We start from the raw sequence: 14,458 nt of genomic DNA on the forward strand, positions 1-14,458 counted from the left end.
TGAAAATAATTACAACATCTTAAAGCAATCAAACCCATCGTTATTTGAGTTATCCATATATTATGAAAGGCCACTTTATGCAACATTCGTCTGATAGCCTACCTCACAAACTGACGGATAACAGCGTGGTTTGTCTTATGGCACCAACTGCTAGCGGCAAGACGTCACTAGCGTACGAGCTATACGATACAGGTCGTTTTGAATTAATCTCAGTGGACTCAGCACTGATATATCGTGATATGAATATTGGCACAGCCAAGCCAACAGCGGCTGAGTTGGCGCGTTATCCACATCATTTGGTCGATATCGTTGATCCTATGCAAAGCTATAGTGTGGCTGAGTTTGTCAGTGACGTTGCCCGTCTTATTGACGAATGTCATAGAAATGGCAAGATACCATTATTAGTAGGCGGCACCATGATGTATTACATGGCGCTACTCGATGGGTTGTCTCCTGTGCCCGATAGCGATGACAGCGTACGGGCGCGCGTAGAGCAGTGGCGTCAAGAGGAAGGTATTAGCGCTCTATATGATTATTTGGGGAGTATAGACCCTATAAGTCATGAGCGTTTGAATGCTACTGATACTCAGCGTATCACGCGAGCAATTGAGGTCTACCTACAAACAAATATTCCAATAAGCGACTGGCAGCGTAAGCCAAAGCAAGCCCTAGCCCACAATCCAGAGCAGCAGTGGCACGCGCTATCGGTAATGCCAGATCGTTCATGGCTACATAATCGTATCGAACAACGTCTAGATATCATGTGGAATGAAGGGCTAGTGGCTGAAGTCATAGACTTACTAAAAAAGTATCCGCTCACGCCTAATATGCCTTCGATGCGCTGTGTGGGTTACAGGCAAGTACTAGAATACTTGGTGCATATTGATCATCCGATATTTGATGAGATTCATCTTGATAAAGCTCAATTTTATGAAGCTTTTAGAAAGCATACAGCTGTCAATGGAAAAAAAGAAATCTCAGATAATGTTGCTCAGTCAGTTGCTCAACCAAACATGGCTAACCAAGAGACCGAGGCGCTTGCTTGTCAGGAAATGCAAAATAAGGCATTATATGCTACAAGACAGCTAGCAAAACGTCAGTACACGTGGCTGAGAAAGGTAATGCAACTGCCCAGTGCATCATCGAATGGGACAGTAGAGTTTGAGAGCGGGGCTGATGCTAGCAGTCGTATGATATTACAAACGTTTGAAACCATGGTCGAAGCACGGGAGTACTTGTCTTAAAGTGCGATGATAGCTAACACAATTAGTTTCAAAAATTGACATAGATAGCTGTTATAATTTGGCTCAGTGCGTTGAGCATTGTTATGATGTCTTTTTTATGAACTTTTGTAGACAGAAATTATTAACGAAACAACCAGTTACTTAATTATTTACAATAATAACGTATTCGCGATAAAGTGGAATCACTTAAGAGCAACGAATATTTATTTAGATACGTTTTATAAAGAAAACACCTTATTGTATCTACCTTTTAGCCATTATAATTAAATTAACACTTAAAATAATTGGCACTCAAAACATAACTATATAATATTTAGGAGAGATTTCATGTCAAAAGGACAAACTTTACAAGATCCGTTCTTGAACTCGCTGCGCAAAGATCGCATTCCTGTCTCTATTTTTTTGGTAAATGGTATTAAATTACAAGGCCAAATTGAATCATTTGATCAATATGTTGTTCTCCTAAAAAACACAGTGAGCCAAATGGTATATAAACATGCCATCTCAACAGTCGTGCCAGCGCGTAACCCGCGTAGTAGTACGACGACAGGTACAAGTGCTCAGCCTCAGAGCGCAGCACCGACTGGATATCAAGGCGGTGGTTTTGAACGTGGTAGTAACCCTGCTGCTGGCGGCTTTGAAGAGCGCGGATTCGCATCGAGTCGCAGTGGATTCAATCGTGGTGGTTTTAGCCAAGGTCAGGATCGTGGTTTTGAACGCGGTAGCTTTGGACAAGGTCAAGAGCGCGGCTTCGAGCGTGGTGGCTTCGGTCAAGATCGTGGCTTTGATGCCACGGCAGATAACACAGGTTTCGAAGATAAGCCAAACGACGGTTCTAATGATAGCAATAGCTAACGTATTGAATTAATCGAGCGTGTTGTCTGAAAAAACATTAAGACATGATTTATTCGTTTAAAACCTGCTAATAATAGTGGGTTTTTTTTGTATAGATAGCAGCAAGCTCTTTTATTCCGTATGCAGCACTATATTAGTGTAGATTTTGTAGACTATTACTAATATCAAACATAGTGTAGTAAAATAGCGTATTGATTCATTATAAAAATAGAGCGGATTCATGAGTGATACCAAAAACAACTTAACCCATGAGCAATTTATTACCACTGCTATCGAGGCCATTAACACAGAGATATCTGCGTTAGCACTACTAACAGAGCAGATTGACGACAGATTTGCCCAAGCATGTGACATCATCCTGACTTGTAAGGGTCGAGTGGTAGTTACAGGCATGGGTAAGTCAGGGCTGATTGGACGCAAGATTGCAGCGACCTTTGCCTCAACTGGTACGCCTGCTTTTTTTATGCATCCTGGTGAAGCGGGGCATGGTGATTTGGGGATGCTTGTGAAAGGTGATGTGCTGCTTGCTATTTCAAACTCAGGTGAGTCAGATGAAATCAAGATGCTACTGCCAGTTGTTAAACATCTAAATATCCCTCTTATCAGTATCAGTCGTGATAAGCGCGGTATGCTACCACGAGCAGCTGACATTGTATTAACGCTCGGTCAGTCGCAAGAGGCTTGTCCACTTAATCTAGCGCCTACCTCCAGTACGACAGCTACTTTAGCGCTCGGGGATGCGTTAGCGGTTGCTTTAGTACACGCACGTAATTTCACTTCTGAAGATTTTGCATTATCGCATCCTGCTGGTGCCTTGGGTCGTCAGCTATTGACGCGTGTTGAAGATTTGATGCACACCAATTCAGAAAAATTGCCTTTTATTCATCAGCAAGCCCCATTGCAACAAGCTTTATTTACTATGTCTGCCGGACGACTGGGCATGACAGTGGTGACTGATGATAACAATAAGGTCGTCGGTGTGTTCACAGATGGTGACTTGCGCCGAGGGTTAGAAAAAGGCATCGACCTACAAACGCCAATGAATGAAGTGATGGTCAGCAATCCACGCCATATCAGTAAAACGATGCGTGCGTCAGATGCGCTGAGTGTTATGAATGAGAGTGGTATTAGCCAGTTATTGATCATTGATGATGAAGATCGTTTAGAAGCTATTATTACCGTTCATGATTTGCTGCAAGCTGGGGTCAAATAAGGTTTGTGAGTTGCCGTTGAAATAGTTAAGCTATATAGAATAACGCTTCGAAAATAAATATTAAAAAGAGACAAATAATGCAGGACTTGATACAGAAAGCCGGACAAGTAAAACTATTGGTCATGGATGTCGATGGAATTTTATCCAATGGTCAAATTATCTATGATGCCAATGGTGTTGAGACTAAAGCGTTCTCAGTACATGATGGTGTGGGTGTTAAGTCGTTAGCACGCTACGGTATTTTGACAGCCATTATTACGGGCCGTAGTAGTGCAATGGTGAATAAGCGCGCAGCAGAAATGGGCGTCAACCATGTGGTGCAAGGCCGTGATGATAAGCTTGTTGCGCTAAACGAGCTGCTATCTTCTCTAGATCCTGCCCTGAATATCACTGCTGCTGACTGTGCCTATATGGGCGATGATTTACCAGATATCAAAGCAATGCAAACAGTAGGCTTTGCGGCAACCGTACCTAATGCGCATGCTGAAGTCATCAAGCGCAGTGACATGGTAACGACTCGTGCTGGCGGTACTGGTGCAGTGCGCGAGATATGTGACCTTATTTTAAAAGGTCATGGACATTATCAAGACTTTATCGCGCATTACACGCTTGATGAGGCGCAAACTCAGGATAACCAGTCGTGAATACACGTGTCTTAATTGTATTAGCCTTAATTATTGCTGGTATCGCAGGTTGGTTTTTTCAGCAGCAAGGCGACGTAACGCCGCCAGTCAATATTGAAACAACAGATGTCGATTATGAAGCCACTGATATCAAAGCCGTGCAGACCAATGAACAAGGTGAAACCGAATACGAGCTTACCGCTGAGTCTTTGACGCATAATCCTGAGACCAATCAGGATGAAATGTCAGGCATTACCATGAATTGGGAACCATCTGCAGAGCAACGCTATCGTATTCAAGCGGGCAGTGCAGCTATTAGTCAACAGACAGGGGAGCTTAGTTTATCAGGTGGATTTACACTGGTGAGCGAAGGCAATAAGAGTACCCCTGAGATCGAACCGATAAAAGTGACTGGTAGTACGCTAAAAGGTAATACGAAATCAGGCAAAGTATACAGTGACGCGCCTGTGAAAATCGAACAAGGCATGAATCGATTTGAAGCCTCTAGTATGACTGCCAATCTTGAGACGGGAGAGTATGAATTTGGCCAAGTTGCTGTTGCCTTTTCTCCATCTGAACGCCAAGACAAAGCATTGTTTTAATCAAAGTCTTTCTTATTTACTGTGTCAAAAAATAGCAGCTAGCATAAAGTTTGCAAATCCTACCACCTATTATGAAATGAGTTATTTATATGAAACTTAAATTTTTGCCTACTTTACGCGCATCATCACTCTGCTTGCACAAATTGCGCGCACTGCCAATGGTGATGTTATTGGCGCTACCGCTATATAGTCACGCATTGCCATCAGATTCTAATCAGCAGATTAAGTTGCTAGCGGACAAAGCCACTTATAGTGAGCGTACCGGCGTGACCAGTTATGCAGGTAATGTCATTATTACCCAAGGTACGTTTAAGATGACGGCTGATAACATCACGGTCAATCTTTCTCAGCAGCGTAGCATTAACTCAGCAGTAGCAACTGGCCGTCCAGCGACTATGCAGCAAGTAGTCACGCAAGAAAAAGGCTTGGCAAAAGGGCAGGCTAATAAGATTGACTATAATGCAGTGTCTGGGATTATTACGCTAACTGGCAATGCAAAACTGGTTCAAAATGGTGCAAGCTTCGCTGGTAATGTTATCCGTTATAGCCTAAAAGCAGGTGATGTTGAAGCAACCGCTGGTGGCAATCAGCGCGTTGAACTGGTATTCCCGCCTAACAATGGTACAAATCAGAGTGGCGTACGTTAATCCAAATAAACAGGCTATGAGTAAATAAGTCTGCCTTTAGCAATGCTTAAATTTTGTGAAAGTAAGAGTAAGTTATGAGCGATGATAAAAATCTAGACCTATCGGCATCAAATACCAATACGGCGCCTGTCGCTCGATTGACTATGCAAAATTTAGGCAAGCGCTATGGAAAGCGTTGGGTAGTCAAAGACGTTTCATTTTCTGTCGAACAGGGTCAAGTCGTCGGACTGTTGGGGCCTAACGGTGCTGGTAAAACGACTAGCTTCTATATGGTGGTGGGACTGGTCAATATGGATAAGGGCCGCGTTACGCTAGGTAAAATGGATTTATCTAAATATGCAATGCACGAGCGAGCGCGTGCGGGTATCGGCTATCTACCACAAGAAGCATCAATCTTTCGTAAATTGTCTATCGAAGATAATATCTTAGCTATCCTACAGACTCGTACAGAATTAAGTAAAGCTGAACAACAGCAAGAACTTGAAAAGTTAATTGGCGAGTTCCATTTAGAACATGTGCGCAAGTCTCAGGGTATGAGCGTGTCAGGCGGTGAGCGTCGACGCTGTGAGATTGCGCGAGCATTGGCCGCTGATCCTAAGTTTATCTTATTGGATGAGCCTTTTGCAGGGGTAGATCCTATCTCTGTCGGTGATATTAAAGACGTTATTTTGACGTTAAAAAATCGCGGCATTGGCGTTTTAATCACGGATCATAATGTTCGAGATACACTGGCTATTTGTGAAAAAGCTTATATCGTATCAGAAGGCGCTATCATTGCAGAAGGCACTTCGGCTGAAGTGTTAGAAAATGATTTAGTAAAATCTGTTTATCTAGGTAAAGACTTTCAAGTATAAGTGAGAGCGTTAAATTCCTTATCTCATACTCTATTTTATATAGTGCGCTCAAAACAAAAAGGTGCCGTTAAAGTAGAGTTATGCTGGTATGGATTTTCCTTACTTCCTATTCATTTTGCTTTCCAAATGCTGTGTAAAATTTATACCAACAGTTTTGTATTTTCTGATTAACTAATAGAGCAGGCTAAAACTATTTTATATAGAGCTTATAAGCCAGTTACTACTTATATCTACAATTAATATCTCTACAATTAACACCATCCTCTTCAAGTACAGCTTGCAAAACCAATGGCTGACTTATCATGACAAATATTTTTGAATCAGCGCTTATAAAGCGTGACATTATTACCTTCATTATTCTCGATTGATCCTCTGAATAAGGCTTATAAGCTATGGCAAAAAATAAAAGCAGCTATGTCTGTCAGCATTGCGGTGCGCATTTTGGTAAATGGGCTGGGCAGTGTACGGATTGCGGGGAATGGAACAGTTTAGTCGAAGCCCCAAATGTCAGCATGCCACATCATAATAAGAGCACCGCGAAGCCCAATAACGCACGAGCTGCTACTCGTGGTACCAGTGCGCCAGCTGGTAACTACTCTGGTACTCACAGTGCTGTCATGCCGCTTAATGCAGTAAGTGTGACGCTCGACACGCGCCTACCAACCGGTATCAGTGAGTTTGATCGCGTACTCGGCGGTGGACTAGTGGCAGGTTCTGTGGTGTTAATCGGTGGTGATCCGGGTATTGGTAAATCAACTATCTTGCTGCAAACGGCGACCAATATGGCACGGGCGGATTCACTGGCAGGTAGTGCACTATATGTGACGGGTGAAGAGTCGCTTGCACAGGTAGCCATGCGAGCCAAACGATTAGACTTGCCTGCTGATAGACTGCGTGTGTTGGCCGAAACTAACGTAGAAACTATCTGTGCTGCATTAACGCAAGAGCAGCCAGCCATCGCTATTATTGATTCTATCCAGACGATTTATACGGACGCTATTAACTCTGCGCCAGGTGGTGTCAGTCAAATTAGAGAGTCTGCTGCGATTTTGACTCGCTATGCTAAGCAAACAGGGACAGCGCTGTTTTTAGTAGGACATGTAACCAAAGAAGGTACGCTAGCGGGTCCGCGAGTATTGGAGCATATGGTTGATACCGTACTTTATTTTGAAGGCCAGTCTGACTCGCGTTTTCGTATGATTCGTGCGGTCAAGAATCGCTTTGGTGCGGTTAATGAACTGGGCATCTTTGGTATGACTGATATGGGGCTCAAAGAAGTCGCTAATCCATCAGCGATATTTTTGAGTCGTTATGACAAACCTGTTGCTGGGTCAGTTGTCATGGTCAGTCGTGAAGGTACAAGGCCGTTACTAGTAGAAGTGCAGGCATTGGTAGATGATTCACAAGGCTCGCCTAGAAGAATGGCACTGGGTTTAGACTTCCAACGTTTATCCATGTTACTAGCAGTGATGCATCGCCATGGCGGAATACATACCAGTGGACAAGATGTCTATGTCAACGTCGTTGGTGGCGTTAAAGTCATAGAGACAGGATCTGATTTGGCTGTACTGTTGGCCTGTGCTTCAAGTATTAAAGAGAGAGCGTTACCATCTTCATTAGCCGTGTTCGGCGAAGTTGGTCTATCAGGTGAGATACGCCCAGTACCTAATGGACAAGAACGCCTAAAGGAAGCGATGAAACATGGGTTTAAGCATGCCATCATTCCAAAGGCCAATGCACCTGCTAAGGATGCGCCTCAGTTTAAAGGTATCAATGTGATTGCTGTTGAACGTCTTGATGATGCTATTGAAAGCGCATTTGAGTTATAAGGTATACAGAATTAATAGTACTTCGTTTTGAGTAGTTTAGTCGCTACTGTTAGTTTGGAACGATAAATATAGACCATAAAAAAAGCCTAACTAATGATGAGTTAGGCTTTTTTTGCTATATAGGCTAGCAATATTATTGGTCTTTAAAACTGATACCTAAAGTTAAGGTCCTGCAACGCGCTCAATAGCAACGTTACCCACGCCTTTACTCGTAATACCGAGTTTTTTGGCGGCACCATAAGATAAGTCTAATACACGGTTACCATGAAATGGGCCACGATCGTTCACTTTTACCACGACACTTTTACCATTAGTCTTGTTAGTAACTTTGACATAGCAGTTCAATGGCAATGAGCGATGCGCTGCAGTTAAACCATTCATATCAAAAGTTTCGCCACTGGCAGTCTTGCGACCATGAAACTTACGACCATACCAAGACGCAAGGCCAGTCTGCTTGAACTTACTGACAGAGTTAGAAGCAACAGCTGTTAAGCGCTCTAATACATCTTCATCATTGGTAACTTGTGTCGTATCATTGGCTAACAATGAGCTGCTAAGTGCCAATGAAGTCGGCTGACGAGCTGACTTTACCAAACTTGATGCACCATCATGCTGACGGCTTAGTTCACCAAGTACACGGTCAATGTGGGAGGCGTTATCTTGCGAAATCATAGCAAGTGTGGTCTTTGCTTCTACAGCATTTGCATTGGTAGCGACTGCAGAGCCAGCAAATAACATTGCTGACATTGTAAGTAAACCAGATAAACGCTTGTTCATAAATACCTCTATAACTTATACATCAAAACCTAACTCTAAATATTTTAGATTGAGCATGGCATTAATCTATTGTTTTCATATTGATTAATGAGCGGCTCTTATAGATATTAATATATGGTAATTTTTCATTTCATTATCATCAGTATTCAGTACATCTAGTAGATAGAGTGACTGACGATACGCTTAAATGATAGTTAGCGATAAGCATTGAATACAAAGTCCAAAATCAGGACTGAATGACAATGTCACTATATGTCGTATTTACATGATGTGCGATATACAAACTTCATTAGAATGCTACATTAATAAAAGGTTCAGAGGACATCGCGTATCGCTTTGTTATCAAACCGTTAATTAAGTAGTGTATTTGAAAGTCTGGAATCTACAAGATGCTAACTATACGGCTATGCTACAACCTAAATATATTTAAATGCAAAGTTTATTAGTAGCTATGTACGGGTTATGTATCAGAGTACAGTAAAACGAGGTTAACGCAATTTTTTGTAAAAAACAAGGAATAAAATCTTTCTAGACTGATAGGTGGTTAACTAATATCGGAAATTGTGTCTATTTACTATTAAAAATAAGAGGCGCTAAAACGAACAATTATTTCAGATTTGTAACTATTATAGTGATTGATACGAACATACATTATATGAAAACCATTAAAATAAAAAAGCCATAGCGCTCAGAAAGAAATTCTTCTTCGCGCTATAGCTCATTGTCTTTTATCGAACCATGGGTAATACAAAACAATTTATCTTAATGGTACTACCATAGTTATTACAATGACTTACTCGAAAGACGAATTATACAGAAAGTATCTTATACAAATTAGCCGGATTTATGTGTATGGATAGACATGAGCAAGCCAAATCCTGCCATCAAGGTGACGATAGCCGTACCCCCATAACTAATGAATGGTAGTGGAACACCTACGACAGGCAAAATACCGCCAACCATGCCGACATTGACGAATATATAAACAAAGAAAGACATAGCGATAGCACCAGCCAACAATCTGCTGTAAACGTCAGGATGGGTGAAAGCGATATATAAGGCGCGTGATAAAAGGCAGAAATAAATGAACATCAGTAGCATCACACCGAGTAAACCAAACTCCTCGGAGAAGGCGGCAATGATAAAGTCAGTATGGCCTTCTGGTAGGAAATGTAGGTGTGACTGCGTGCCCTCCAGATAACCTTTTCCAGTGAGGCCACCAGAACCAATGGCTGTCTTCGATTGCATGATGTTCCACCCGGCACCTTGCACGTCTGCTTCAGGATTAAGGAGTGTCAATACCCGCGTACGCTGATAGTCATGGAGTAAAAAATTCCAAGCAAAACCAATAAACGGCACAGCCAAAATTACAGCAGCAGAAATCAATCGCCATGAAAGGCCTGCTAAGAAAAGCACAAATATGCCACTAGCAGCGACCAGTAGTGATGTACCAAGATCGGGCTCTTTGGCAATTAATAGCACAGGTACAATAATTAATGCCAAGGTAATAGCAATGCTAGACGCTGACGGTGGCAAATCACGCTTAGACAAAAACCAAGCACACATCATTGGCATACCGAGCTTCATAAACTCTGAAGGCTGCACACTACCGAACCCAGGCAAATTGATCCAGCGCTGAGCCCCCATACGTACTTCACCGATAATATCTACCAATACTAATAGTATAAGTCCTAAGACATAAAATATAGGCGTGAAAGTACGATAGAGACTAGGTGGTATCTGCGCCATAGTAAACATCACAGCGAATGCCACACCATAACTGACCATTTGGCGAATGACCATACCAATATCTTGGCTGGCGGCGCTATATAGAATCGTTAGACCAATACAACAAACCGTCAATAACAGTAAAGTTAACCATGGGTCGATATGAATACGTTGCCATAGTGTCGGTGCATGACCTTGACCCAAATGATGGCTCTGACGTGAAAAACGATATTGCGGGTTAGAAGACATAGGCAGAATTTGGCTAACAATTGGTGTAGGAGGGAAGTACTAACTAAATTATCTCATTATAAATAAGGATGAGAATCGTACTAAAAAGTACCGACTTTAATAAAAGTATGCGAGCAAGCGATGGCTATATCATTCACAAATAATAATAAAGTCACTCAATTATAAAAGTTGTAAGGATAAGTGTTAATTATCAATATTGGACTTCAAATTAGAAGCGATAGTTTAGCCTGCTTGTTAAAAATTTGATAGTATCGATAAAACGTTTTTAGCGGTAGTTTCTTGCAATGATAAAATCAAAAATCCATGCGTATAAGCAAATTCGCCAACCTATTATTACTCTTATCCTATGTGCTGGCAGTGTCAGTGCTCATGCCGTTATTATCAGTGATGACAGTGAACGCCGTATCCAAATACGTCAAAGTAGCAGTACAAGCAATAACACTAATGCGTATATAACGCCATCTACCAACAGCTCATATCAGCGTCCTGGTGTCACCATGTTGAGTGGTGCGAATGCATCAAATGGCGACAGTATGCAAAACTTGATTGTACAAAAACAGCGTGATTTCGAAATTGATGCTAGGTTGTCTATTGAAGAAAACAAACGTGTGAATGTAGTGAGACGCGGTACTACTTATAGTACAGCAAACAACACCTATAATGGTGCTTATAACGATTCTATGAGTATGGACTTTAATGCATGGTTAAATAGCAATAGCTATCGTGCCAGACAAGTAGCAGAGTACGAACGCTATCTTAGCGCACGAGTCGGGTCGCAGAATGTACCGCCATTATCGCAACTGCTGACGACTGCCCGTAGTTGGAGTAAATGCGGGTATGAACCGTATCAATTGCCACCTCAAGAGCTATGGTCTAACATTGTACCAACATTGCGCCTTTATAGTGAGTTGAAAAACCAAGGTATTTTACCACTCAGCAGTGAGATACGTTCGGTATATCGTAACCCGGGTTTGAATGACTGTGCAGGCGGGGCAGACAGTAGTAAGCATATGAATGCAAGTGCTATGGATATCTGGGTGCCTGAGTATGAAGACAATCTATGGCGCTTGAGTACCATGCATGATGGCTTATGCCAGTTTTGGCAGTATCAAGGACAGCCTTATAACTTTGGTTTAGGATTATATGCGACAGGGGCTATTCATTTAGATACGGATGGTTATCGTAAATGGGGATTCAATCACGCTAGTAGTTCCTCTTCTTGCCGCTATTAATTGATTTATCAAGAATCGAGAATTCAAATAATTATAAAGTTAGCCGAGATAACGCTAGATATATATTCATTTTTATATATACTATTCCGGTGTTTACTAAAAATAATAATTTTGTAATTATTTGGTAGGATTCATAGGATAGACGCATAAGTTCATTAAAAATTTGTTTGGTCTTTAAAAACTATGCTTTAATAATATCTGTTATCAATCGCCTTTATATTTTCATGGCTTATAAAGAAAACCACCAAATTTACTTTAAGCGAAAACTATGAAAAATCAGCGCTTGACAATGAAAAACTATCATAAATTAAATAACGAGAAGCAAAGTTTTTTGCACTCGAACTATAAGTATGGCGCTTTGTTTACTTCTGCACTTATGTCGGTATTATTGATTAATGCGTGTAGTACAGAGATGTCCTCTGAAAACAATATGATAGTGACGGATAAAGCTGATAGACATATACAAAGCTCTAAAGAGATAGAAGATAGTATCAAGAACTCTTACGCTCGTTTAGCCTCTAAGCGCTCTGATGTCTGTCCAAAATTAATTCAAGAAGAAACAGGTAATCAGGTTATCGAACGTATATCAGAGGTCATGGTAAATGACTACTGTGATTATTTCTTATATCCGCGAGAGGGTCAGCGCCTCAATGTTAAAGTAGATAACCGTCAAATAGAAGCGCTATTAATTGTGCCGACGCTACATAACTTTGCCAATGGTAATTATAAAGTGACGTCTTATGATAAGCATGTTATCCGTTTGAGCTATAACGGGGCTACCCATAAGCCTGAGCATTTTGTCTATGATGTTGCGCTAAAAATTTCTGACGCCAAGTATTCCTAATGCCAAGCATTAAGAATGTTCTGCTTCTTATTTAAAGATTATAGCCGTTCAAATATTTAAATGGACATATTATGAGTAGTATTTTTTACCATTTATAATACGTCCATTGGATTGATAACGCTTATTTCTAATATTGCTTCCTAGCGATTTATTTCTTACTGGTTTTTTCTACCACTTTCTTTTCTTTCCAAGGATCTTCTTGCCCAACCGTAACTATTAAAAAGTTATCAGGCTTTAGCGTATCTCGCATGGTTTGATTGACCTCTGAAAGTGTGACTTGATCAATGCGATTGGTATAGTCAGCTAAGTAATTATTCGGTAATTGGTAAAAATTCATCATTCCAAGTAAGCTATTGATACCTACATTGCTCGCAAATCCCATCGGGAAGCTATTTTTCAGATTATCTGTAGTTAAGCGCATCTCCTCAGTGGTGATACCCTTGTCCAGCGTTTCGTTGATAACCGCTAAGCTTGCATCAATGGCCGCACGCGCCTTGTCATTACGTGTCGAAAAACCAATCTGGTAGGGACCTCGAGAGAGCATTGGGTTCATCGATCCTGAGATTCCATAAGTATAGCCAAGGTTTTGTCTCACCTCAGTCATTAGTCGCGCATTAAAATCACTGCCTGCCATGACTTCGTTTCCAACAGCAAAGTTGGTTTGCTGCTGCTGTGCTATTGGGTCGGTAGCTCGTTTGCTACCTAGCTGTCCCATGAGTACAGTGGTTTGAGTGCTTGGGAATGGAATATGAACGTGCTGCGCTTTGGTAAGCGGTTTCGGCTCAGGTAAATCAGTGGCAGCTTGGCCAGTAGGCAATTTAGCAGTGATGTCTTCTGCCAGTTTTTTGGCTTGTTTTAATGTCAGGTTGCCGGTCATAGCAACAGACGCGTTTGCTGCAACTAGATATTTATTTTTAAAGTCTATCAGTTGTTGCTTCTCAATCGTAGGAACGCTTTCTAGCGTGCCGACTGATGGATGCGCGTAAGGGTGAGTACCATATAGAGCCTCGTTGAAAGCGATACTTGCTAAGCTATTAGGATCTTGTTTTTGTTGCTGCAGGCCTACCAACAGTCTTGCTTTATTGCGAGCTAGAACTTGCTCGTCAAAGGTAGGTTCACTCACCATCTGTGTCATTAAGTCAATGGCTGGCAGGAGATGCTTATCATCAGATAGGCTACGCAGTGAAACAATAAACATATCCTTATAGGCGCTACTGCTTAGATTGATGCCCAACGTTTCCACTGCACGAGTAAATGCATTTTCATCTAGGCTTTTTGAGCCCTGTTCGAGCATCGTCGCTGTCATATTCGCAATACCGAAACCATCCTTTTTGATACTACCATCACGCGCGCTACCCGCATTAAAACGCAAATCAACATCGACGATTGGCAAGGTGGTCGTTTGTACAAACATAACAGGTACGCCAGACTTGGTCTTAAACTGTTGAATGGTTGGCACGGTGACTTTTAAAGGTTCGTCATCGTCTAAGCTGGTCAGTTTAGATAGAGCAGCAATTGGCGCACTTGCATCGACTGCAGCAGGTGTACGGTAATCTTCAGCAGCTGTTGTATCAGCTTGAGCAGTAGTAGCCAAGACGCTAAAAGCAAGAATTACGCTAGCACTGAGGTAGGCTCGCTTTTTAGATGCGATAGTGCTGCTTACAGAGGATGAAGCAGTCTTAAAAGATTTTGGTTTTGCTTTAGAGTCGTATTTATTCTGAATCATGAGTTTCTTCTTATTAAGAATACGGTGTTATGGTC

The 14,458-nt window shown here is 41.6% G+C and carries 12 protein-coding genes and 1 pseudogene; 10 read left to right on the top strand and 3 right to left on the bottom strand.

The window, feature by feature from the left end; translation table 11 throughout:
• The first annotated feature begins 77 nt into the window (after window positions 1-77).
• The 8 genes from miaA (at window position 78) to radA (ending at window position 7,867) form a co-directional block, all read left to right on the top strand.
• On the top strand, window positions 78-1,244 hold the full coding sequence (miaA, locus tag FQV37_RS09665; RefSeq protein ID WP_160022672.1) for a tRNA (adenosine(37)-N6)-dimethylallyltransferase MiaA: 1,167 nt from the start codon (window positions 78-80) through the stop codon (window positions 1,242-1,244).
• 327 nt (window positions 1,245-1,571) lie between these two features.
• Window positions 1,572-2,099 carry an RNA chaperone Hfq gene (gene hfq, locus FQV37_RS09670; RefSeq protein ID WP_160022674.1) on the top strand — a complete coding sequence of 176 codons (528 nt, stop codon included), beginning with the start codon at window positions 1,572-1,574 and terminating at the stop codon, window positions 2,097-2,099.
• Window positions 2,100-2,319: 220 nt separating this feature from the next.
• Window positions 2,320-3,312, top strand: a complete 993-nt coding sequence (locus tag FQV37_RS09675; RefSeq protein WP_160022676.1) for a KpsF/GutQ family sugar-phosphate isomerase — start codon at window positions 2,320-2,322, stop codon at window positions 3,310-3,312.
• A 77-nt stretch (window positions 3,313-3,389) separates the two neighbouring features.
• Window positions 3,390-3,956 carry a KdsC family phosphatase gene (locus tag FQV37_RS09680; protein WP_102094539.1) on the top strand — a complete coding sequence of 189 codons (567 nt, stop codon included), beginning with the start codon at window positions 3,390-3,392 and terminating at the stop codon, window positions 3,954-3,956.
• On the top strand, window positions 3,953-4,537 hold the full coding sequence (gene lptC / locus FQV37_RS09685) for an LPS export ABC transporter periplasmic protein LptC (protein WP_102094540.1): 585 nt from the start codon (window positions 3,953-3,955) through the stop codon (window positions 4,535-4,537). Before FQV37_RS09680 ends, lptC begins: the two co-directional genes overlap by 4 nt.
• A gap of 89 nt (window positions 4,538-4,626) precedes the next feature.
• Entirely contained in the window at window positions 4,627-5,184 is a 558-nt protein-coding gene (gene lptA, locus FQV37_RS09690) for a lipopolysaccharide transport periplasmic protein LptA (RefSeq protein WP_057760441.1), read from the top strand.
• A 143-nt stretch (window positions 5,185-5,327) separates the two neighbouring features.
• Window positions 5,328-6,038 carry an LPS export ABC transporter ATP-binding protein gene (lptB, locus tag FQV37_RS09695; RefSeq protein ID WP_379544987.1) on the top strand — a complete coding sequence of 237 codons (711 nt, stop codon included), beginning with the start codon at window positions 5,328-5,330 and terminating at the stop codon, window positions 6,036-6,038.
• 392 nt (window positions 6,039-6,430) lie between these two features.
• On the top strand, window positions 6,431-7,867 hold the full coding sequence (gene radA / locus FQV37_RS09700; protein ID WP_102094543.1) for a DNA repair protein RadA: 1,437 nt from the start codon (window positions 6,431-6,433) through the stop codon (window positions 7,865-7,867).
• A 162-nt stretch (window positions 7,868-8,029) separates the two neighbouring features.
• On the opposite strand, the pseudogene FQV37_RS14385 reads toward radA, so the two are convergent.
• A pseudogene (locus FQV37_RS14385) lies at window positions 8,030-8,371 on the bottom strand (septal ring lytic transglycosylase RlpA family protein); the annotation flags it as partial.
• A gap of 1,107 nt (window positions 8,372-9,478) precedes the next feature.
• On the bottom strand, window positions 9,479-10,621 hold the full coding sequence (gene rodA, locus FQV37_RS09710; RefSeq protein ID WP_160022678.1) for a rod shape-determining protein RodA: 1,143 nt from the start codon (window positions 10,619-10,621) through the stop codon (window positions 9,479-9,481).
• Window positions 10,622-10,905: 284 nt separating this feature from the next.
• Between rodA and FQV37_RS09715 the strand changes: the two genes are divergently transcribed.
• Together FQV37_RS09715 and FQV37_RS09720 are read left to right on the top strand one after the other, a co-directional pair.
• A complete protein-coding gene (locus FQV37_RS09715; protein ID WP_160022680.1) occupies window positions 10,906-11,853 on the top strand; it encodes a D-Ala-D-Ala carboxypeptidase family metallohydrolase in 948 nt (315 codons plus the stop codon).
• 268 nt (window positions 11,854-12,121) lie between these two features.
• Window positions 12,122-12,697: a hypothetical protein gene (locus FQV37_RS09720; protein ID WP_102093395.1), complete on the top strand. Its 576-nt coding sequence runs from the start codon at window positions 12,122-12,124 to the stop codon at window positions 12,695-12,697.
• Between the two features lie 148 nt (window positions 12,698-12,845).
• On the opposite strand, the gene FQV37_RS09725 is transcribed toward FQV37_RS09720, so the two are convergent.
• Window positions 12,846-14,423, bottom strand: a complete 1,578-nt coding sequence (locus FQV37_RS09725) for a M16 family metallopeptidase (RefSeq protein ID WP_160022682.1) — start codon at window positions 14,421-14,423, stop codon at window positions 12,846-12,848.
• Window positions 14,424-14,458 lie beyond the last annotated feature (35 nt).

The organism is Psychrobacter nivimaris (genome assembly GCF_009812035.1).
Lineage (GTDB): Bacteria > Pseudomonadota > Gammaproteobacteria > Pseudomonadales > Moraxellaceae > Psychrobacter > Psychrobacter nivimaris.

Excerpts from the sequence above, each read along its gene's own strand:
- miaA (WP_160022672.1), top strand. The coding sequence starts at position 78 with ATGCAACATTCGTCTGATAGCCTACCTCACAAACTGACGGATAACAGC.
- hfq (WP_160022674.1), top strand. The coding sequence starts at position 1,572 with ATGTCAAAAGGACAAACTTTACAAGATCCGTTCTTGAACTCGCTGCGC.
- FQV37_RS09675 (WP_160022676.1), top strand. The coding sequence starts at position 2,320 with ATGAGTGATACCAAAAACAACTTAACCCATGAGCAATTTATTACCACT.
- FQV37_RS09680 (WP_102094539.1), top strand. The coding sequence starts at position 3,390 with ATGCAGGACTTGATACAGAAAGCCGGACAAGTAAAACTATTGGTCATG.
- lptA (WP_057760441.1), top strand. The coding sequence starts at position 4,627 with ATGAAACTTAAATTTTTGCCTACTTTACGCGCATCATCACTCTGCTTG.
- lptB (WP_379544987.1), top strand. The coding sequence starts at position 5,328 with ATGCAAAATTTAGGCAAGCGCTATGGAAAGCGTTGGGTAGTCAAAGAC.
- radA (WP_102094543.1), top strand. The coding sequence starts at position 6,431 with ATGGCAAAAAATAAAAGCAGCTATGTCTGTCAGCATTGCGGTGCGCAT.
- rodA (WP_160022678.1), bottom strand. The coding sequence starts at position 10,621 with ATGTCTTCTAACCCGCAATATCGTTTTTCACGTCAGAGCCATCATTTG.
- FQV37_RS09715 (WP_160022680.1), top strand. The coding sequence starts at position 10,906 with ATGATAAAATCAAAAATCCATGCGTATAAGCAAATTCGCCAACCTATT.
- FQV37_RS09720 (WP_102093395.1), top strand. The coding sequence starts at position 12,122 with ATGAAAAATCAGCGCTTGACAATGAAAAACTATCATAAATTAAATAAC.
- FQV37_RS09725 (WP_160022682.1), bottom strand. The coding sequence starts at position 14,423 with ATGATTCAGAATAAATACGACTCTAAAGCAAAACCAAAATCTTTTAAG.